General features: G+C 44.6%; 11 protein-coding genes. 8 read left to right on the plus strand and 3 right to left on the minus strand.

Annotation, left to right across the window (positions count from 1 at the left end; all coding sequences use genetic code 11):
- Nucleotides 1-51: 51 nt before the first annotated feature.
- The 3 genes from ACPFYS_RS04200 to ACPFYS_RS04210 all read right to left on the minus strand — a co-directional run bounded on the left by ACPFYS_RS04200 (nt 52) and on the right by ACPFYS_RS04210 (nt 3,757).
- Nucleotides 52-972 carry a sugar ABC transporter permease gene (locus ACPFYS_RS04200; protein ID WP_427876130.1) on the minus strand — a complete coding sequence of 307 codons (921 nt, stop codon included), beginning with the start codon at nt 970-972 and terminating at the stop codon, nt 52-54.
- Nucleotides 969-2,366, minus strand: coding sequence for a carbohydrate ABC transporter permease (locus tag ACPFYS_RS04205; protein WP_427876132.1), 1,398 nt, complete (start codon nt 2,364-2,366; stop codon nt 969-971). The genes ACPFYS_RS04200 and ACPFYS_RS04205 overlap by 4 nt, the downstream gene beginning before the upstream one ends.
- A gap of 161 nt (nt 2,367-2,527) precedes the next feature.
- On the minus strand, nt 2,528-3,757 hold the full coding sequence (locus tag ACPFYS_RS04210; protein ID WP_427876134.1) for an extracellular solute-binding protein: 1,230 nt from the start codon (nt 3,755-3,757) through the stop codon (nt 2,528-2,530).
- Nucleotides 3,758-4,098: 341 nt separating this feature from the next.
- Here ACPFYS_RS04210 and ACPFYS_RS04215 point away from each other — a divergent pair, with 341 nt between their 5' ends.
- The 8 genes from ACPFYS_RS04215 (at nt 4,099) to ACPFYS_RS04250 (ending at nt 21,616) form a co-directional block, all read left to right on the plus strand.
- On the plus strand, nt 4,099-5,799 hold the full coding sequence (locus ACPFYS_RS04215) for an alpha-amylase family glycosyl hydrolase (protein WP_427876136.1): 1,701 nt from the start codon (nt 4,099-4,101) through the stop codon (nt 5,797-5,799).
- A 101-nt stretch (nt 5,800-5,900) separates the two neighbouring features.
- Nucleotides 5,901-6,731, plus strand: coding sequence for a TraX family protein (locus ACPFYS_RS04220; protein ID WP_427876138.1), 831 nt, complete (start codon nt 5,901-5,903; stop codon nt 6,729-6,731).
- Nucleotides 6,732-6,892: 161 nt separating this feature from the next.
- Nucleotides 6,893-9,568, plus strand: a complete 2,676-nt coding sequence (locus tag ACPFYS_RS04225; protein WP_427876140.1) for a TIM-barrel domain-containing protein — start codon at nt 6,893-6,895, stop codon at nt 9,566-9,568.
- Nucleotides 9,569-9,946: 378 nt separating this feature from the next.
- Nucleotides 9,947-17,329 carry an LPXTG cell wall anchor domain-containing protein gene (locus tag ACPFYS_RS04230; RefSeq protein WP_427876142.1) on the plus strand — a complete coding sequence of 2,461 codons (7,383 nt, stop codon included), beginning with the start codon at nt 9,947-9,949 and terminating at the stop codon, nt 17,327-17,329.
- Between the two features lie 1,297 nt (nt 17,330-18,626).
- Nucleotides 18,627-19,697, plus strand: a complete 1,071-nt coding sequence (thiO, locus tag ACPFYS_RS04235) for a glycine oxidase ThiO (protein WP_103085092.1) — start codon at nt 18,627-18,629, stop codon at nt 19,695-19,697.
- Nucleotides 19,698-19,779: 82 nt separating this feature from the next.
- Nucleotides 19,780-19,986 carry a sulfur carrier protein ThiS gene (gene thiS / locus ACPFYS_RS04240; protein ID WP_427876144.1) on the plus strand — a complete coding sequence of 69 codons (207 nt, stop codon included), beginning with the start codon at nt 19,780-19,782 and terminating at the stop codon, nt 19,984-19,986.
- Nucleotides 19,987-20,054: 68 nt separating this feature from the next.
- A complete protein-coding gene (locus ACPFYS_RS04245; RefSeq protein ID WP_427876145.1) occupies nt 20,055-20,879 on the plus strand; it encodes a thiazole synthase in 825 nt (274 codons plus the stop codon).
- Complete coding sequence (locus ACPFYS_RS04250) at nt 20,876-21,616, plus strand: HesA/MoeB/ThiF family protein (protein WP_427876147.1); 741 nt, start codon at nt 20,876-20,878, stop codon at nt 21,614-21,616. Before ACPFYS_RS04245 ends, ACPFYS_RS04250 begins: the two co-directional genes overlap by 4 nt.
- Nucleotides 21,617-21,835: the final 219 nt, after the last annotated feature.

The following is a 21,835-nucleotide window of genomic DNA, read 5'->3' on the forward strand; positions in this document are numbered from 1 at the left end:
CGCCTTTTAAGCGTTTCGGCCTTCATATTAATCCCGCAAATTTATGTGAGATCAGCCCTTAACGGAGCCAGACATGGACTCTTCGTAGAAGCGCTGCATAACGATAAACAGGATTGAGATTGGGATAGAGACACACACAGCACCTGCGCAGAATCGTGCGAACCACTGGAATATGTACTCCTTCTGAAGCATTTGCCATAAACCAAGTGCAACTGTGTAATTATCTTGAGTATTAGCAATCGTCTTAACCATAACGAAGTCAAGCCATGGACCTAAGAAGCTGGTAATAGCTTGGAACACAATCATTGGCTTGCAGATTGGAAGAATAATCTTCCAGAATACTTGCCATTTTGTGCAGCCATCCAAGTATGCAGCTTCATCCAAAGACTTTGGAATAGTATCCATGTAGCCCTTCATTACGTAGAAGCCTGCGCCACTACCTGCTGAATATACAATAATCAGAGCTATGAGTATTACAGAACCGTTGGTTAATCCCAATGCCTTCAAAATGAAGTAAATAGCTATAACAGCCATAATTCCAGGGAACATACCCAAGATCAAAGCAATATTCATGAATGTCTTACGTCCCTTGAAACGAAGGCGAGACATGCAGAAAGATACTGCCAATACGAAGAACAGGGAAATAATGCACACGAAAATGGACACAATCAAGGTGTTCAAGAACATTCGTGGGAAGTCCAGCACTTCTCGCTCTGTAAACAATCGTATGTAGTTATCGAATGAGTATTGAGTAGGGAAGAAGGTCTTCTGGAATGGAGACTGATCCTTATTGAAGCTTTCCAGCACAACCCATACGATTGGAATAAGCCAAATAATTGACAACACAATCAAGAACAGGTGCGAGAATATATCTCCAAGCACTCTCCTGAAATGTTGATCCTGAAGAAGAGGAACGGTACGAGAGCTGTGTACTACAACTTCCTCGTTCTTGGTCTCATCTTTCTTACTCACCGGAATCCCTCCTCGTTCTTATAAGATCCAGAGCTGCGATACGTAATCAATGCAATAACAGCGAGAACAACGAAGGTCAAAATACCAATTACAGCACCCGCATCATAGTACTGCCTGTCCACTGTAAGCTTGTAAAGCCATGTGATGAGCAAATCGGTTTTACCTGCAGAAGAACCGGATACGTTCGGTGCACCGCCAGACAAGAGGTAGATAACGTTGAAGTTATTGATATTGCCAGTGAAGGTGGTAATCAAGTATGGAGTCATAACGAAGATGATGTATGGCATTGTGACATTCATAAAGCGCTGCCACCAGCCTGCGCCATCGAGTTCTGCAGCTTCGTAGAGTTCCGCAGGAACGTTCTGCAAAATACCTGTAATCTGCATGATGGTGAATGGAATACCAACCCAAAGGTTGATAAGAATCACTGTTACGCGTGCCCAAGTCGCATCCTGGAAGAATGGTAACGGTTCGCTGATCCAACCATTTTCCAAGAAGATACGGTTAATAGCACCATTACGCTGAAGCATGTTGTTCATAATTAACAAGGACACAAATTGTGGAACTGCAATTGTAAGGGAGAAGCAAGTGCGCCATAATCCCTTAAGTCGAGTGGACTTTCTGTTAATTACCATTGCAATAAACATTCCGAAGAAGAAGTTCAGGAATGTGGCAAAGAATGCCCAAATAAGCGTCCATGTAAGAACATCTATGAACGTAGAAGCACTGATTGAACTTCCAGTGCTACCTATACTCAAGAAATTGTCAAAACCAACCCAAGTGAACAGTGGATAATGTTTCTTGTCATAGTTCGTGAATGCCATGGAAATCATAAAGATTAATGGCAAAATTGTGAATAGAACAATTCCAGCCGTTGGAAGAGTCATAAAACCTATATGAGCTTTTTCATCAAGTAAAGATTTAGCATCATCAACAAACTTAATAGGCTTTTTCCCATTTGCTATAGCTACCTGAGCTTTATATGCACTGCGAAGAGCAAGAGTTGCCAAATATACAAGCAGAACAATTGCTGCTAAAGACATGACACTATAAAGCAAAATCTCTATAGAGTTGTCACCATCAACTTGGTATGGGAAGCCGTTGATTGTAACAGTGCGTGTAACTCTAGTTCCTAAAGTAAAGAAATCTGGAAGATAGTCAGCACCAGTGTTGAACAAGAATCCGAGAATAGCTACTTCGCATACTAGGAACAAAACGCCTTTAGTATATTGTTTGCGTACTAAATTACCAAAGCCAAATATGATAATAGAAATCCATGAAAGCGCGTCTGCATGTTTTACAGCTTCTTTCAAAGAATACGGTGAAGGAGCAAAGCATTCTGCAGTTGACGTCTTCTGGCGTCTCCTTCGCTTTGTGGATGTCGTGCCAGTCATGACATACCTTTCAAATAAACAATGAGTATTTTAAAAGAAATGTATACAAATAATACGCCCCGCCCCTTTTCACCAGCTTGGGGACTGGGGCGTATTACTCGCTATGTGCAATGAAATTACCGCACATCTAAATAAGATTTTTTTATAAACTCAGCTTGTTATTACTTTGCTGTGTTCAAATCCTTAGCAAAGTCTGCGGTCTTTGCTGCAGCGTTGCCTTCATTAATTTCCTTGTTAGCAAGAGAAGTTCCGAAGGTCTTTGTTGGATCCCAGAAGTTACCCATTTCAGGGATCGATGGCTGCAAGACAGAAGTCTTAGCAATGGTTTCCATCTGAGCAGCAGCAGCTGGATCGCCCTTCACGCTATCAGCAAGGGACTTATCGCAAGGAATGACATTCTCCTTCTCATAAGCAATCTTCTGGGATTCCTTAGAGCCTAAGAATGCAGCAAACTCGGCGGCCATCTCTGGAGCCTTAGAATGAGGATTGTAAGCAACAGCCTTAGAGCCAGCGAAGGACTTCATCTGATGTTCGCCGGATTCGGTCTTGAAGCTTGGAAGAGCAGCTGCAGCGTAGTTATCCTTCAAAGCATCCTTAACGTCGGCAGCATCCCAAGAACCGGAGAATATTGCATCAACGGAGCCGTCCTTCAAGCCAGCCAAACCTGCTTTGTTTTCATCGAGAACAAAGTGCTTGTTAGCAACGAGCTTTGCAAGATACTTTGTAATTTCTGGAGCCTTGTCGCTGAGCTTCATTCCAGCTTTAGCATCGGAACCCTTCTCGCCGAAGAGTGTCATGTTGCCATCGAGGTAGAAGCCTGGGAGATACCAAGCGTTAGCAATGTCGAATGCAACCTTGCCCTTTTCAAGCATCTTGTCGAGGGACTTGACGTCGTCAGCAGAGAACTTGGACTTGTTGTAGTACATGTACCAAGTGTTACCAGTGTAAGGAACGCCGTACAACTTTCCATCCTGTGCGGTAACAGAATCTACCAAAGTCTGCTCATTCTGTTCCTTAACCTGGTTTGTAGCAGCATCGGTAAGAGTGCCGATAGCCTTTGCCTTTACCAAGTCGCCGATCTGATCATTAGGGAAGAGATAAACATCAGCTGCAGCCTTAGCATCCTTCTTGACGGATTCTGCAGCTTTTGGTGGCTCTACAGCAGCATTCTTAAATGTAACGTTCGGGTGAGTCTTAGTAAACTCTTTTTCGACTGTGTCAACCCAGCCGCCAGCCTTCTGATCCTCTTGAGATGCCCAAACAGTGAGCTGAACTGGAGCAGACTTATCGGCGACCTTTGGAGTATCACTCTTGTTTGAACCGCAAGCTGCGAAACCAAACAAAGTTGCGGCAGCGACACCGGCTCCTAGAATCTTCTTAATATTCGTCATCCTTGACCTCCTATTTCATGCCATCTTGGCATGTCTCTTGGTGGCGTAACATCGGACTTCTACGCGGCGCCTCATCGCGTTATTGTTGCGTTCAGCAACGTCACGTATACAGAAATCCGTTTATAAGCAATGTGAAGTATACACGAATGTGAAACTGTTCGCAAATCATGTCGCGAGTGTTGCTAACTATTTTGTTGAAATAGAGCCATTTTCTAGGCAAGTTTAATTAAAAAATATAGTATATTTTGTATTTTATTTGTATTTTATAATTCCTCCGTGAGGCTTAACTGAGTTAAGCGTAGAATTTAAATAGACTAGACGTACAGGCATGAGGGGTAATTATGACGTTAGGTAACCATCCAGAGTGGCTTAAAAATGCAGTATTTTACGAAATTTATCCGCAAAGTTTTTGTGATTCCAATGGCGATGGTATAGGCGATATTCAGGGGATTATTGAAAAGTTAGACTATGTAAAATCGCTTGGTTGCAACGCAATATGGCTTAATCCTTGCTATGATTCGCCTTTTAAAGATGCGGGATATGACGTGCGCGATTACAAAAAAGTAGCCGCACGCTACGGAACGAACGAAGATCTAAAGCAACTTTTTAATGAAGCTCACAATCGAGGAATCCGCATATTGCTTGACTTAGTGCCAGGTCACACGAGTGAAGAGCACGAGTGGTTTAAGAAAAGCTCGAAAGCTGAAGAAAACGAGTTTAGCAAGCGATATATTTGGACAGACAGTGCGTTTAGCGGCTATTCTATGCCGTTTATTGGTGGTGAAACTGAGCGTGATGCCACGTATATTCTGAACTTCTTTAAGTGCCAGCCTGCGTTAAATTACGGTTTTGCGCATAGGGATCGAGCTTGGCAATCCGCTCCAGATTCCAAAGAAGCGGCAGAAACTCGCGCTGCAATGGTTGATGTTATGAAATTCTGGCTTTCACTCGGCGCGGATGGATTCCGAGTTGATATGGCTGATTCGCTTGTAAAAAACGATGACAACAATGGCGAAGGAAGTCTTGGCAAAGACAATACGATTCGCGTATGGCAGGAGATGCTGGGTGCTGTAAAAGAAGAGTATACGCAGGCTGCTTTTGTTTCCGAATGGGGTAGGCCACGTCAGGCTCTTGCTGCCGGATTCGACATGGACTTCTATTTGAATTGGCGCTGGGATGGAAATCCTAACGGCTACGCACGTTTAGCTCGTGATGTTGATAACGCTTTAGACAGCAATCCTGAGCATGATCACAGCTACTTTAATGCGCGCGGCGGCGGCAGTATTTGCCCATTTTTAGACGATTATTGCCCACAATATGAGTCAACTTGCAACCAAGGTTACTTTAGTTTCATCACTTGTAATCACGATACGCCGCGTTTAGCTCCGCGTCTTGACGATCGTGAGCGTCGAGTGGCTTTCGGCATGATTCTTACTATGCCAGGCGTGCCATTTGTATACTACGGCGACGAAATCGGAATGAAATATCGCGATATTCCAACAAAAGAGGGCGGTTACGCTCGTACGGGCACGCGTACGCCAATGCAATGGGATGATGCAAAGAATTTTGGCTTCTCAACTGCTGCAAAATCTAAATTATACTTGCCTGTTGAAGCTCGAGCAGACGGAAGAACTTGCGCAAACTCTCGCAAACAAGCAGTAGAAAGTGGCGAAATTCCAACTGTTTCTGCGCAAATTAATTGCGAAGATTCCTTCCTTTCGTGGGTGTGCTCGCTTATTGTGCTTCGTCATAATCGCAAATCTTTACAAGCTGACGCGTCTTGGAGAGTTTTGTATGCTCCGGTTGACGGCCGCGGATTTGCTTACGAGCGTTGCGCAAAAGGTGACGCGGGAGAATCAGCTGCAGAACGAAGCATTGTGGTTATGAACCCGGGCGTAAATAGCGAAACTGTGCAATTAAACACCTTAGCGAATCTTACGCAAGAATCTGCTTACAATCCATTACTTAAAATTGGAGAAACATCAGTTAATGGTGATTGCTTAACACTCGGCGCTCAAAGTTTTGCAGTGTTTGGAATGTAAAGTGTTTGGAATGTAAAGTGTAGCTTACAAGTCAAGTAGATACGCAACTATCGATAAAGTTTTATATAAACTAGGCATGCGCAAATAAACAAGGACGTGTAATGAGTATTAATAGTGATAAAGCGATAATGCACGATAGCGAAAACACGAATAAGGAAATGCTAGACGCAAACGGCAAACCAATTCGTGCTGATCGCAACATAAAAACTGGTATAACGCTTAATAAGCTTAAAATGCTCGGTGCTTTTATGCTTATGCTAGGCGCATTTAGTAACACAGTAATCGCGCGAATGTTCGGCGAAACAGTAACAGATAATATGCTCGCATTAACAATTATATTGGTCTGTGAATTTATAAGTTGGACTGCTGTACCGTGGTATGCGTGGATACTAGTGCGTGGATATCACAACACTCATAACTTGAATCTTTACATGCTGAGACTGTTTATTTTGGCAGTGATTTGCGAAGTGCCATACGATTTAGTTAATTCCAAATGTTTCTTCGATATGCGCTCGCAAAATCCAGTATTTGCAATGGTTATAGCACTATTCGTACTTTCGAGTATAGATACGATTCGAGAACGTTTCAGCGGATTCAGTAAAGGTTTTGCAATTACTATAGTTGTAATTGCTGGCCTTCTTTGGAATTTACTAGGAAAAGTTTTTGTACAGCACGGAATTTTCTTTGGTGGCATAACGTTGCTTATTTTCGTACTTCTTTTTGAATTCTTGAAGAAGCGCGAAATTACTATGGAGATGACTGCAGGAATGTTCGGTGCAGTTTCTATGCTCGGCCCGGGTATTGGTGTTGCAGTGCTTCACTACCGCAGTCCTTATGGGGATGGAGTAAAGCCAACTAAGCAGTTCCGTTGGATTATGTACGTGTGGTATCCAATGATACTTTTGTTGGGCTCAATTTTTGCATTTATTTAAGCGGTATTGAGTGATATTTAGCAGTATTGAGCGGTAATTTTTATGCTGTAAAATGTAGCAAATTTCTGTAAAATTTCGCAAAATGCCGCAAAATTTCGTTAAATTCTGCAAAATTTCGTGAAAATAAAATAAAAAATAATGTCGAATAGGGGATAAGTACAATGCAGTGCGATAATTCTGAAATTTTTGCTAAGTTTGCGAATGCTAAAAGAGCAAAAGCTTGCTCTCAGCAAATAGTGCAAGGAGATAAATGGAGGATTACGGTAATTACCGATTCGCTGCTGCGTCTTGAATGGAGCGATGAAGGCAAATTTGTTGACGTTCCAACGCAGACTGTACTGTACCGCGATTTTTACGACGAAAAAAATCTTCCTCAATTTTCTGTGCGAAATCGTGAAGATGGGTTACTTGAAATCGAAACCAGCAAGCTACTTCTTACGTACAATCGTGAAGCTTTTAGTAAAGAAGGCTTAAGTGTTGTGGTTCGTGGAGTACCATGGTCGCAGTTTAACACTTGGCATTATGGTGACGATTGCCCAGGTAATCTTTTAGGCACTTTCAGAACTTTAGATCAGGTTGACGGCCCAGTAAAACTCGGTGATGGAATTATTTCCAGAGATGGTTGGGCTATTTTAGACGATTCGAATTCCTGCGTAATAGTGCCAGAGAAGGAAATTCGTGGAAAACATAATCCGTACGACGCTTGGGTGCTGCCGCGTAAGAGCTTAGTTGGAGATGGTAACTACGAGGATTTGTATTTCTTCGGCTACGGACACGAATATATTAAGGCTATTGAAGATTTTTACAAACTGACTGGCTCTCAGCCTCTGCTTCCTAGATTTGCTCTTGGAAATTGGTGGAGTAGGTATTATCGCTATCATCAAGATGAATATTTGCAATTGCATAATCGTTTTAAGCGTGAAGGTATACCGTTTAGCACGGCTGTTATTGATATGGACTGGCATGTTACGGATGTTGATGCGAAATATGGTTCCGGCTGGACTGGCTACACGTGGAATGAGGAGCTTTTCCCTGATCATAAAGCTTTTTTGCGGAAGCTTTCTCAGGAAGGTCTTTCTGCGACTTTGAATTTGCATCCGCGCGATGGCGTGCGTGCGTTTGAAAGAGATTATCCGCAAGTTGCGCGAGATATGGGCATTGATCCTGCAAGTGGTAAAGCTGTGGAATTTGATTTAACTAATCCGCAATTTGTTCAAGCGTATTTTAATATGCATCATCGCATGGAAGATGAAGGCGTGCGATTCTGGTGGGTTGATTGGCAGCAGGGAGGCGTGACGCGCGAGCCTGGTTTGGATCCTCTTTGGATGCTAAATCATATGCATTATGAGGATTCTGCGCGCGGTGGTCGCTGGCCTCTTACGTTCTCTCGTTATGCTGGTCCTGGTTCGCATCGCTACCCGGTTGGATTCTCGGGAGATACTGTTACTACTTGGGATTCGCTGGCTTTTCAAGCGTACTTCACCTCTACTGCTTCGAATATTGGTTATGGTTGGTGGAGCCACGATATTGGTGGCCATATGCTTGGCGTGCGAGATAACGAGTTGGAAGCGCGATGGTATGAACTTGGAGTGTTTAGTCCTATTAATCGTTTACATTCCACCTGTTCGCCGTTTGCTGGCAAAGAGCCGTGGAATTTCCCTCAAGAGACTCGTGAAGCTATGGTAAAAATGTTGCGTTTGCGCGCAGAACTTTTGCCATACGTTTATACGATGAATTATCGCGCAGCTTTTGAGAATCGTCCGATTGTGGAGCCAATGTATTGGCAGTCTCCAGAAGTTGGTATTGCTTACGAAATGCGCGACGAATATCGGTTTGGTAGTGAGCTGATAGTGTCTCCTATAGTTTCTTCTAACGATGCTGCTGCTTTGCGTGGGTCGGCTGGAGTGTGGCTGCCTGAGGGAGATTGGTACGATTTCTTTGACGGACGCAGATACGTGTCTCGCGGTTGGAATGGCCGTCGCTTTGAAGCGTGGCGTGCGCTTGACCGCGTGCCAGTATTTGCGCACTCCGGAGCTATTGTGCCAACGCAAGTTTTGCCAAGTGTTGAAGATTGCGCTCGTAACGATGAGGCTGCTGAATCGGTGAATAGTATTGAAAATCCGCGGGCTTTGTGCGTTCTTGCGTTCCCTGGAGCTGACGGCGAATTCGTTATGCGCGAAGATAATGGTGACTTTGCTGCAGCATCTGCTGGGAATACTGCCAATACTCGCATGAATTTTGTGTGGCGAGATGGTAATTCTTCTTCGCAATTTGTTATTTCTGGTGTTGCAGGATGTGATGCTGCTATAGAATCTGTGCCACAAACTCGCGACTGGAATGTGGTGTTTAGGGGAGTAGCTTGCCCTGATTTTTCGCACGTTCGAGTGTTTGTTGGAAGTAGAGAGCTTAATGCAAATGAGTTCGCAGTTTCTTACGAAGGTGAAGAATCGACTTTGAGCTTGTCGGTTTCTGTAAAAGATGTGCCATCGCGTTCAGAAGTTCGCGTAATTGTTGATGGCGGCTTGCAGATTGCTGCTGACCCTAAAGTTGGAGATGCTTATAGATTCCTGCTTCAAGCGCAAGTGCCGTACCGCGGTAAGGAAATGGCTTTTGATGCGATTCGTGAGTCGGGCGGTAGTGCGAGTGCTTTGAGTGCGCTTGCGGCTCTTGAATACGATAGCAACGAAGAGGCTTTAGTGCAGCGGAATAGCGTGGATATGCTTAACTCTAGAGCAACCGATCAGGATTCTGTAATGAAGTGGGCGCAGTGGCGTTGTACTTTGCCTGTTTCTGTAAAGCGCGTGCTTGAAGAGATTTTACTGCGCTCGGTTGAGTAAATGGTGTTCTTTTTCAGTAAATTAGTATTGTTAAAATCAGGATTTGTATCATAACAAATGTTTAGATTGGTTAATGAAAAGTTGTGAAAAAACGCCCCTATTCAAAATATTTACAAAAAAATATTAATCCCCAAAACCGTTGAAAAATATGGCTTGGGGGGGGGGGCATTATAGGCTTTTTTGATTTAAACACATGTTATTCATCTTCAAAAAAATTTTTAAATTGTTATAATAACCTAACAAAGATAGCCTGCGATTTTATAAATGTGCGCTATGAAAATTTTAAATAATAGTTGTTGAAAATTTGCATTTTGCATGTCCATAGGCGGGCGTGCAAATCTGCCTTTGTATTGAATCGCTAAGTGAAAGAAGAATATCATGGTATCAAAATCCAGAAAGCACGCGCGTAAGGTAACGCTGGATGCTGCAGTAAATAATGCGATTGAAAAGGCTGTTGACGCGCGCAAAGTGGCGGCGTTTACGGTTGGTGCCGCTGGAGTATTGGCTGGTGCGGCGTTCGCTTTTGGAGCAACTCCGGCGATGGCTGCGGATGATGGTGTGACTGATGCTGCGAATAAGACGAATTCAACTCAAGCTCCTGTAACTATTGATAAGAAGTCGGGTAATAAGCCTGATGATAAGGGAGAAAAGAAGGAGCAGATTTCCACTAATAAAGATTCTGATCAGAAGAATGAGTCTGAAACTGAGCAGAAGAATGAACGGAAGAATGAGCAGAAGAATGAGCAGAAGAATCAGCAGTCTGAGCGGACTGTAGTAAAGACTGATGATAAGAACTCTGATGGCACTAAGCATGTAGATAATGAGACTGGCGAGAAGGCTTCTACAGATAGCGCTCCTGTAGCTAATGACCCTACTTCGGAAACTAACACTCCTGTAACTAATAGCACTCCTGTAGAAAGTCCTGTAGAAACTAGCACTTATGCAGCCAGTAGCGCCCCTGCGGAAACTACTGCAAGCGCAGTACCTCAGGGAGAAAATCGCGCTGGCACTGAGAAAAAGTCTAATGTGCTAGATTTTTCCAAAAACCTGCCAAATATTTATGGTTGGGCAACTCCTAGCAACACGTTTGACGAGAAGCTTGAAAAGCAAGAAATCGTGTACCATTTGCCAAAGAAGGATAATAAGCCGGTTGTACGCGTAGTAATTCTTCCAGATTCAAAAGATAGTATTAATACTGATGATCCTAGTGCTTACGAGAAAATCATCGAATTTGATTCTGAGCATGTAAAGGACAGGCGCCAAAGCTATTCTGGAATTTACGAGTTAAAGACGAATGAGTCTGACGGTAGCGTGGACTTGATTATGAAGCAGCCATTCAGTGATGGCGGCATATCTTCGGGTCAAGGCTATTGTGCAAATCGCTCAATCTTCTTGTATTATGATAAGGATAATTTGCAGCATGACCAAACATCTAATAACTTCCGTGTTGCAACGCTTGTTCCGCCAAAAACAGCAGGATCAATCGTCTTAAAGTATAACGAGAGATTGTCGGCAGATAAAGTACGAGAAGTACTTCACAAAGCAGTAAATCTTCCTACTGAACATAAGGCTGGTAGTAGTGTAGCTGATCAGCTTGTTGCTCAAAGTAAGTCAGCTGGTGTTGGTTTACGAGTTGATGAAAGCACTGTTAATAACACTCCAGATACGGTAGACGCAAAAATTCCGAAAGACATGGGTTCTTATGACGGAACTATGTTCGAAGCAATCAATAAGAAGAATGATAGTGGAGATTACTCATTTGGCGAGCGAAAGCTTAAAACGTATCTGGTAACAGATTTGGGAATGAAGTCTCCAGAAATACCTCTTACTGTAGTGCGCTATAGCACTCGCATTGAGAAGCCGGTTGTGGAGACAGTTGATTTTAGCAGGCTTACAGATGATCAAAAGATTCAAATCAGAAAGAATCTTGCAAAACTTAATGGCGTATCTACCGACAAAGTTACGTTTGACGGCAAAGGCACTGCAACAATCGACTTCGATGGCTTAAGTCCGCAAGATGATCCAAAGATTCCTTTGAGTGACTTAGTGCTTACAAGAGTTGCTGTAGGTGATGTTGTTGTTCCGACTGGCGATAAAGCAGTCTTTGTGGCTAATCCGCTTGGATATTCAAGCGCCGAACTTGACCGAATCAAGACAGCTATTTACAAAGCTAATAAAGACAATGAAAAGCTTGGTCTGAGTGAAAAAGATTACAAGAGTCAGATTTCGCTTGAATATGTCAAAGGTGATACTGTCATTGGTCATGAAAATATAGGTATCTCGAACGGTATGGCGGAAAACACTATTACCGTTAAAATCAAGACCGATAAGGCATTTGCAAAGTTTACCTCTAATGTAAAAGAGAGTAAGCTTACAAAGCTTCCAAATATTCGCAAGGATTACACCGTTTCGTGGGAGAAAGATAAGTCCAAGATTAAGGGTCGCGACTCCGACGAAGGCCTCTCATGGAGCGAAGATAAGAAGACTATCATTTATCGCTACGACCCAACCAAGGCTACTGCATTCAATTCTGACGACGTTACCAAGCTGCTTACAGCTACGCCAAATGGCAAAAACTCTGGTTTGCGCGAGCTTAAGGGCAGCGAGAAGCTTGACTATGAAGGCTCAGATGGTAAGCCGCGCAAGTCGCACATGCACTATGCGTTGCAAGGTGACGAACCAACTGGCGCGCTTACGCTTGGCGTTATTAGCAGCGGCTATTGGAAAGGCGACATTAAGATCACAGGCACCGATGTGGATATGGGTGATGTGCTCGCAAAGACTGACACATATAAGTGGGATGACGAAGCTCAGCCTGTAAAACTTGCTTCTAAGGGTGGCAAGATTTATAGGGCGCGTCTGTTTGTTGCACCATATGGCATGGAGTACTACCAGCACTTGTACGCGTTCCCGGATGGGAAGAACATCAACAACACGCCTAAGGCAATTAACGTTATCTTTGTGCCGCAAACGAAGAATAAGAAGGATGATCTTTCTAAGTCGATTGGCGAGCACAAGCTTGCTGATGACAAGAAGACTCCAACTGAGTCTAAGTACTACAACGCGTCTGCCGATAAGAAAGATGCGTACGACAAGGCACTTGCTGCTGCCAAAGAAACGCTTGAAAAAGTTGGAACTACCACAGACGATAAGTTATCTGAAGAGCTTAAGGCTGAGGTTGATAACGCAACGATTGCTTTGAATAAGGCTCGTGAGGCTCTTGATGGTGATGATACTAAGAAAGAAGAGCTGAATAAGTCGATTAATGCTAATGGTAAGGCTCAAGAAGGTCAAACTGCTGCGTCTGGCACGCAAGCAACGAACCAGTTTAAGAATGTGAGCGACCCTGACTTTAAGAAGGCCGACGGTTCTGATGACACCGAAAGGAATGAGGCAGCTAAGAAAGCCAAGGAAGCTTACGACAAGGCTCTCGAAGAAGCCAAGAAGGTAAAGGACAACACCAACGCCACGCAGACTCAGGTTGACGACGCCAAGGCGAAGCTGGACGAAGCTCGCAAGAAGCTTAACGACTTCACCACCAACAAGGATGAGTTGAATAATGCCATCGCTCAGCATGGCAAGGTGAACACGGGCGATTCGACTAAGACCGATCCTAACGAGAAGCTTAAGACTGCCGACCCAACCTACCAGAATTCTACTCCTGAACAGCGCAAAGCCTACGACGACGCTGTTAAGAAAGCTGATGAGGTCTCCAAAGATCCTAACGCTTCCCAGAAGGAAGTGAACGACGCCATCAAGAAGCTTAAGGAAGCCAAGGCTGCGCTCGACAAGAACGCAACCGACAAGTCTCCTCTTGATGCTGCCGTTCAAAAGAGCTTCGATAATCCTGATCCAACCAAACCTGACAAGCAAAGTGTGTTCTATAAGAACGCCAAGGGTAAGACTAATGATCCTGATGCCCAGCAAGCTGTTAAGAATTACGACGACGCTCTAAAGAAAGCCAAGGATGTTCTCGCAGACAAAAACGCCACCAAGAAAGATGTTGAGGACGCTAAGAAAGCGCTTGAAGACGCTGAAGCAGCACTTCATGCTGATAAGTATCAAACAAAGTCAACTGATTTAGCTGAAGCTATTGCAGATAATGTAAGCGGCTACTTGATGCCTGCGTACTTCAACGCATTTGATTTGTCACAAAGCAAAGATCCTGCCGATGCTGAGAAGGCTAAACAAGCTGCTAATGACTTCAAAGCCTACAATGATGCTTATCACGCTGCAAAAGACTTGCTTACGGATATTAAGAAGCCAAATAGCACGGTAACGCAGGATCAGGCGGATGCGGTTAAGAAACAACTTCTTGACGCGCGTAAAGTCATCGATAAGTACGCAACTGACACTAGCAAGATTTCGGCGGCGCTGCTTCACAGCTTGGCTATTACTAATAGCCCGGCATATAAAAACGCGTCCGCTACTGATGCAAGTGAGGATGCTAAGAAGGCCAAGCAAGCCTACGATGATGCTCTTAAGGCTTTGCAAGATGCCTTCGATGATAAGATGCCTCAAGATACGGTCGACGGCAAGCCTGGTAGTGCTGCAATCTCAACAGATAATATTCCTGTAAAGGATGGAGACACTAGTAGCCCTGACTATCTTAAGAACATCCAGTCCCATGCTAAGGGTCAGCCTTTGAATAGGGACGTAACAAAGCTCCTCGCAAAGCTTAATGATGCTGTTAAAGGCCTGGATGAGTTTAAGACTAAGACCGACGAGCTGATTAAGTCGATTAACGAGGACGACAATACCAAGCAGACGCCTGCGTATAAGAATACGAAAGATCCTGACTATAAGGGCGAAGATGGTACGACTGCTGATACTAATAAGAACAGTGAAGCATCTGCTGCAAAGACTGCTTACGACGATGCTCTTGATGCAGCTAAGGGCTTGCTCAAGAAGCCTGATGCAACGCAAAAGGAAATCAACGACACCAAGACCGCCCTCGACAATGCTCGCAAAGAGCTTGACAAGTACAACACCGACGTCGCCAAGCTTAAAGAAAGCGTTGATAAGAACGGTAAAGACGCAGAGGGTTCAGATCCTGCTGTTGAAGGTACAAAGGATTCCGACGCATACCGCAACGCCTCCGATCCTCACTTCTTGAATGATCAGGGTAAGCCTGACACCAAGAAGAATGATGAAGCCAAGCAGGCTAAGGCCGCTTACGACAAGGCGTTGGCCGAGGCTCAGGAGTTGATCTCAAAGCACGATGATGCTAATACGCCTCTCGACGCTAAGCCAACTCAGAAGCAGATTGACGATGCTTTGACAGAGCTAAATAAGAAGCGTAAAGCTCTTGATGCCTACAAGACCGATACTTCTAAGCTTGACGAGGAAGCGAAGAAGTCTACTGCAGACGGTGCTACAGTAGCCGATGCAGACTTTGAAGCTACGCCAGAGTTCAAGAATGCCGACGCCAAGAAGAAGGATGACGATAGCGGCAATAAGGTAGACAATGACGAAGTCGATGCCTATAAGAAGGCTTTGAAGGCTGCGCGTGATTTACTTTCTAAGAAAGACGCTACTAATCTCAGTGAGCGTCCAACTCAGAAGCAGATTGATGATGCTCTCGAAACGTTGAAGAAGGCAAAGCAAGCTATTACCGATGGCTACAAGACCGATGCAACGGCTCTCCAAGACGAAGCAACGCTCGGAGAGGACGGTGGAGCATTTACTAAGAGCCCAGAGTACAAGAACGCCGAAGCTAAGAAGGGTGAAGGCGGCAGTGACAATGCTAAGCTTAAGGCATACAAGGATGCTCTAGCTGAAGTTACGACTATGCTCAACAAGTTTGGTAAAGATGGCAAGCCGAAGGCTAACGCAACTGATATTCCAACTCAGGATCAGGTTGATTCTGCGCTTGATAAGCTCAGCAAAGCTCGCAAGGCAGTGGAAGATGAGTACAAGACCGACACAAAGCCTCTTGAAAAGGAGGTTGGCGACAAGGATAAAGACAACAAGCCTGTAATACCTCCATTTGAGGAGTCGATTCCATACAAGAATGCTCTGTATAAGAAGCAGTCCGAAACTGGCGATGCTGCAACTGGTAATGACTCTGCCACCAAGAAGCTTCAAGATTATAACGATAAGTTTAAGGTTGCGCAGAATCTTATTAACAAGGTGAATAATCCAGATCCGAACGCGAAGCCAGAAGATCGTCCAACTCAAGCGAAGGTTGATGAGGCTCTTAAGGCTTTGCAAGATGCAAAGAAAGCTATCAAAGATTCCTTTACGACCAATGCTAAGGCTTTGAAGGATGAGTCTGCGAAGTCTACTGCTGACGGTGTAACTACCGTTGGTAAAGATGACTTTGAGGCTACTACTGAGTTCAAGAACGCTGATTCTAAGAAGACTGATGACGGCAAGGATAATGCTGACATCACTGCTTATAATGAAGCGTTGAAGAATGCTAGAACTTTGCTTGGCAAGTTCGATAAGGATGGTAAGCCAAATTCTGGTGTTAAGGATGTTCCAACCCAGCAAAAAGTTGACGAGGCTCTTAAGAAGCTGAAGGAAATCAAGGACAAGATTACTGCTGACTACAAGACGAGTCCTACTGAGCTTCAGCAAGAAGTTGACAAGTCTAAGGATGGAGATAAAGACAAGCGTGATGACGTGTTCGAGAACACTCCTGCGTTCAAAAACGCGACTGCTAAGGGTGATGATGCGTCTAAGCAAGCTCTTAAGGATTACAACGACAAGCTTGAAGCTGCTAAGAAGCTTCTCGGCGCCTTCAATCGCAACGATGGAAGCGTAAAAGACAAGAAGTATTTCCCTCAAGGCATGACTGCGGCTCCAACCCAAAAAGAGCTTTACGATGCTCTAGATGCATTGCAAGCTGCTAAGAAGAAGATTGAAGACGAGTACAGCACAATCAAGTATGATTTGCGTCAAGAGGCTGGTGATGACTTCACTAAGTCTCCTGAGTATCAGAATGCTCAAGCTAAGGGTGATGATGCGTCTAAGCAGGCTCTTGACGAGTACAAGAACGCGCTTGACGAGGCTAATTCTGTGCTCGATGATCCTAATGCAACGCAGTCTGAGGTTGACGCGGCTTTGAAGAAGCTTCAAGAGGCTAAGGCCAAGCTTAGGTCTGAGAATGGCACGGATAAGTCTGGGCTACAGTCTGAGGCGGATGATGATGCTAAGTTCCGTAAGTCTGTGTACTTCATTATTGGTAACAAGGCTGATATTGAAGCGTATGAGAATGCTTTGGCTGAGGCTCGTAGCGTGCTTGCAGATCCTAATGCTACTCAGGCTCAGGTTGATGAGGCTTTGAGGAAGCTTCAGGCTGCTAAGTATAAGCTTAATCACCCGTTTGGTACTGGCAGTGGTGTTGGAATCGGTAGCGGCTATGACCCTAATGCTGGGAATGGTTTTGCAGTTGAGGCTAATGATTCTCAGAGTGCTTCGGTTGATAAGTCTGCTTTGCAAGTTGAAGTTAATAATGCTGTAGAGACCAACGCTAACACTGCGGAGGCTAGAGCTTATAGAAAGGCTTTGGCTGAAGCTCGTCGCGTGCTTGCAGATGAGAATGCTACTCAGGCTCAGGTTGATGCGGCGTTGAGGAATCTTAAGGCTGCTAGGGTTGCGTTGCTTAATAGTTTGCGTGGTGCTTCCGGTGCTTCTGGTTTGAAGCTCGCTAAGACTGGTGCTGAGACTTCAATGTTTGCAAGTATTGCTGCGGCCTTCGCTGGTCTTGGTGTTGCAGGCGTAGCTTCTCGCCGTCGCAAGCACTCTAACGAGTAGTTTCGCTCATAACTAAGCAAATTCCCTCGCAGGTTATCCTTCGATAATCCGCGAGGGATTTTCATATGCACTATGCACTCCTCACATCGCACAATATTCACTTAAACCGTGTTATTAGTTATTTTTGACGTGGCGCGAGTTTGGTGGGATTTCTCTCCTCGCACCTCCCGGCCTTCGCTACATAGTCATGCAAAACATTATTAACGTAAAAGAACTTTGCTTATGTTGTACTTACGTTCGCTCAGTCCTCTTTTAGTGCTCGTAGAGAAATCCCCCCAAACTTCTGCGTGCTAATTCGTTAACAACCGGGTTTATCACAGAGATTTTTCGATTTTTCTTCTTCGCTCAATGAATCACCATCAAAGATGCTGAGGTTCATTTCGCTCTGTGCGAAAAATCTCAAATCTCTACCACACTAATATCCCTATGATTAAAACCAATTAGTCTACTGTGAGTAGATTTGGCTGTTGTGTGTGAGGAGTGGGTGTTGCTTGGTCGAGCAATATAAAAGCGGAGCGATGTTAATAATCTTGTTGATTAATAACTGTTTTTGCAGGGAAAGTAAGTAAGAAACTAAACTTAACTATGCAACCGTTAAGTTCAAGTAAAGTATAAGAGCGTAGCGCTGCGAGACAAGTAACACCCACACCTCACGCGCTCCTCACACACATCTCAATCTCACAGTCGCGCCACACCAAAATCAACTCAATTAATACGCGCATCGTTACGCGCGCAGAACACAATCTGCGCTAGTAACGAAAAAACGCAATTATACGTTACTGGCGCAGAACGCGTACTGCAAGAAGAACGAAAAAGAGGCAATGTGCGTTACTAGCGCAGTACGCAATCTGCAATAGTAACGAAAAAACGCAATTATACGTTACTAATGCAGAACGCATACTGCACGAGTGTCCGAAGATAAGCAAAATCAGACCCTAATGCAGAACGCGTACTGCGCGAGTGTCCCAAAACAGCCGATTAGAGTCACTAATGCAGAACACAATCTGCGTTAGTAACGAAAATGCTTAGTTTTGCGATTTGGCATACCGGCTAAATTAACAGATTTTCTGTGGAAGTGTTAAAATGCTGCACGATAGTGTGACGAAGCTCACATATTTTCGTTGCGTCTATCTGTAGCGTTTGTAATATCGCTAAAGTTGGCAATATTACAGCGTTTTACAATCGCAGTTTTGAAAGTCAAAGCTACGAAACGCGGGAGCTTGTTCTACACAGGCTGAGAGGGCGAAAGCCGACCGTAAACCTGATGCGGGTAATGCCGCCGTAGGGAAGGAGTATTATGCGAAATATTCGTATTATTGGTGCAGGTATTATTGGTTTAGCAACAGCTTGGAGACTTACGGAAGCTGGCGTAAAAGTTAGCATAATTGATCCAGATCCAGTCTCAGGCGCTTCTCACCATGCTGCCGGCATGTTAGCTCCTACCGCAGAAATGCAATATCAACAAGAAGCGTTGTATCCTCTTATGTTTGAGTCTGCAACTATGTATAAGGAATTGGTTGATTCGGTTGCAAAGTACACCGATAAGCCAACTGGCTACTTAGAGTGCGGCTCTTACGTAATCGGTGGTGACGCTGCAGATAACGAGCACGTGAACGAGTTGCTAAACTTGCAGCATCGTTATGGACGTAGAGCTGAGCATATTTCTGTGAGTAAGCTTCGTGAAATTGAGCCTGCGCTTTCGCCGACGATTGCAGGCGCTGTAAGTGTGCCGGATGATCATCAGATTAATCCTCGTCAGTTCACTGCAGCAATGATTGATGCACTTGAAAAGCGTGGTGTTGTTATTGAGCGTCGCGCAAGCACTCCAGACGATTTGGGTCCAGACACAGTTTTGGCATCTGGTTTGGGTGCTAAGGATATGCTTCCGCAGCTTAAGCTTCGCGCTGTGTGGGGCGATATGATTCGTATGACTATTCCAGAGCCTTTGCGTCCAATTTTGAGCTCTGTGGTTCGTGGATTTGTGCATGACCGCCCAGTTTATTTGGTGCCTCGCGCTAAGGAAACTGGCGAGCTTGTGCTCGGCGCTACTTCTCGCGAAGATGACCGCGATATTCCAAAGGTTGGCGGCGTGCTCGACTTGCTTCGCGATGCAGCAAGCGTGCTTCCTGGCATTCAGGAATGCTCGATTACTGAGGTTACCGCTGGTGGCCGTCCTGGAACTCCAGATGATTTGCCATTCATTGGCATTGATCCTAAGACGCATACAACGATTTCCACCGGTTACTTCCGTCACGGCATTTTGCTCACCGCTTTGGGTTCTTCTTTGACTACAAAGCTTGTGCTTGAGCAAGAGTTGACTGAGAAGGAAAAGGGCTTCTTGGAGAGCTGCAATCCTGCTCGTTTCTAGTAGCGAAAGTTTCTAGTTACGCAAGTTTCTAGTAAGCGTTCTAGTAACGCAAGTTTTAATAGACGTTAATAAAGGTTGAACTATGCAAATCGTCGTCAATGGTGAAACTACTCAAGTTCAAGATGGGTCGACTGTGGCAGATCTTGTTGCGCATCTTTATGGCCCAGATGCAGGTCCTGGTATAGCTGTTGCGATTGGCGACGATGTACTTTCGCGCGCGCAATGGAAATCAAGCATTATCTGCGATGGGGATAGAATCGAAATTCTCAGTGCAGTTCAGGGTGGCTGATTTCAAATAAGCGGCTGATTTCAAATAATTTGAGTATAGTTTCAAAAAATTTATATAAAAGGCTTAAAATGTCAGAAAATAATACAGAAAATAATGAAGAAGAAAATGCCGATACTTGGCAGCTTTGCGGTAAGACTTTACATTCAAGGCTTTTGCTTGGCACTGGTGGCATGACGAGTATTGACATTATGGAAAAGACGCTGGTAGCTTCAGGTGCGGAAGTAGCGACTGTTGCAATACGTCGTCACGCAAAAACTGGCGTTGATATTTACGGTATGTTGCAACGCCATAATATTAACGTTTTGCCAAATACTGCTGGTTGCAAAACTGCGCATGATGCTGTTCTTACAGCAAAAATGGCTCGTGAATCGCTTGGAACTGACTGGATTAAGCTCGAAGTGATTGCAGACGATGATACTTTGCTCCCAGATACTCGCGAAGTTTTGCTTGCTGCTGAAAAGCTTATTGAAGAAGGTTTTAGCGTGCTTTGCTACACGAATGACGACCCGATTGTGGCTCGTCGCCTTGTGTCGCTTGGCGTGAAAGCTGTTATGCCAGGGGGTGCTCCAATTGGAACTGGTCTTGGTATTCTGAATCCTCGAAATATTGAGCTGATTGTGCGCGAATGCAAGGAAGCTGGCGTTCCTGTGATTTTGGATGCTGGTGTTGGAACTGCTTCCGATGTTGTTAAAGCTTTCGAAATTGGTTGCTCGGGCGTGCTCCTTGCAAGCGCTGTAACTCGCTGCCCAGATCCAGTTAAGATGGGTCGCGCAATGGCTGCTGCTGTTACTGCTGGCAAGCTTGCTCACGATGCTGGCCGTATTCCTAAGCGTGAACATGCGCTCGCTTCTTCGCCTGTTGAAGGTCGCGCTTGGGCGGATTCGGTTCTGTGAGCAATACGTTTTGCGACGATTCGTATAGCAGCCTGCAGGAGCTTGAGGCGGAACGCACTTGCCGCCACTTGCTCCTGCCGGGCTTTACGCATGAGCATCAGCAGTTACTTCGCGATGCGAAAATCTGCATGGTTGGTGCAGGTGGACTTGGTTCGCCGTGCTTGCTTTCGCTTGCTGCAGCAGGAGTTGGCGAAATCACGATTTGTGACGACGACGTTGTTGAGCTTTCTAATTTGCAAAGGCAGACTTTATATACTGTCGATCAGTGCGGCAAATCTAAAGCGCAACTTGCAGCTAAGCGTTTGCAGGCGTTATCTCCAGGTTTAAAAATCAACCTTGTAAATAGATTTAATGAAGATAACGCAAAACAGCTTGTAGAAAGTCACGACTTGATAATTGATGGTTGTGATAATTTTTCTACTCGCTTTTTGATTGCGGATGCTGCTTGGGGCGCTGGTACGCCGGAAGTTTACGGCTCGGTACTTTATTATGAAGGTCAAGTAAGCGTTTTTGTGCCAGGAAAAGGTCCTGGTTTGCGTGATTTGTACGCTTGCCCTCCGCCTAAAGAAAAAGTGCCAAAATCGGCTGTATTAGGCGCGACTGCAGCTATTGTTGGCGCAATGATGGCAACTGAAGCAATCAAACTCATAACCGGTATTGGCACGCCGCTTATTGGCGTTTTAGCGCGTTACAATGCGCTTAATAATTCCTTACGTCATTTTAAATTCAGCGCGTGAGACGTGCGTAATTTCTCCTTAAATTATGCTTTTATTTAAAACTTGAGTCTAGTGGTATAAAGTTTTTTATAATTTTTGGGAATAAAAGTTGACTTTGGGAAGTTGAGTGTAGTAGGCTCAGGTTTTGGAAAGTAAAAAAGCTGCTGCTGATTATTAGCTACCATACGGAAGTTAATAAATACGGAAGTTAATAAAAGCGCAGCTTATGTAATAACAAAA

It is taken from the genome of Gardnerella sp. 2492, from assembly GCF_050320365.1.
GTDB lineage: Bacteria > Actinomycetota > Actinomycetes > Actinomycetales > Bifidobacteriaceae > Bifidobacterium.

Excerpts from the sequence above, each read along its gene's own strand:
- thiO (WP_103085092.1), top strand. The coding sequence starts at position 18,627 with ATGCGAAATATTCGTATTATTGGTGCAGGTATTATTGGTTTAGCAACA.
- ACPFYS_RS04220 (WP_427876138.1), top strand. The coding sequence starts at position 5,901 with ATGAGTATTAATAGTGATAAAGCGATAATGCACGATAGCGAAAACACG.
- thiS (WP_427876144.1), top strand. The coding sequence starts at position 19,780 with ATGCAAATCGTCGTCAATGGTGAAACTACTCAAGTTCAAGATGGGTCG.
- ACPFYS_RS04225 (WP_427876140.1), top strand. The coding sequence starts at position 6,893 with ATGCAGTGCGATAATTCTGAAATTTTTGCTAAGTTTGCGAATGCTAAA.
- ACPFYS_RS04230 (WP_427876142.1), top strand. The coding sequence starts at position 9,947 with ATGGTATCAAAATCCAGAAAGCACGCGCGTAAGGTAACGCTGGATGCT.
- ACPFYS_RS04205 (WP_427876132.1), bottom strand. The coding sequence starts at position 2,366 with ATGACTGGCACGACATCCACAAAGCGAAGGAGACGCCAGAAGACGTCA.
- ACPFYS_RS04245 (WP_427876145.1), top strand. The coding sequence starts at position 20,055 with ATGTCAGAAAATAATACAGAAAATAATGAAGAAGAAAATGCCGATACT.
- ACPFYS_RS04210 (WP_427876134.1), bottom strand. The coding sequence starts at position 3,757 with ATGACGAATATTAAGAAGATTCTAGGAGCCGGTGTCGCTGCCGCAACT.
- ACPFYS_RS04215 (WP_427876136.1), top strand. The coding sequence starts at position 4,099 with ATGACGTTAGGTAACCATCCAGAGTGGCTTAAAAATGCAGTATTTTAC.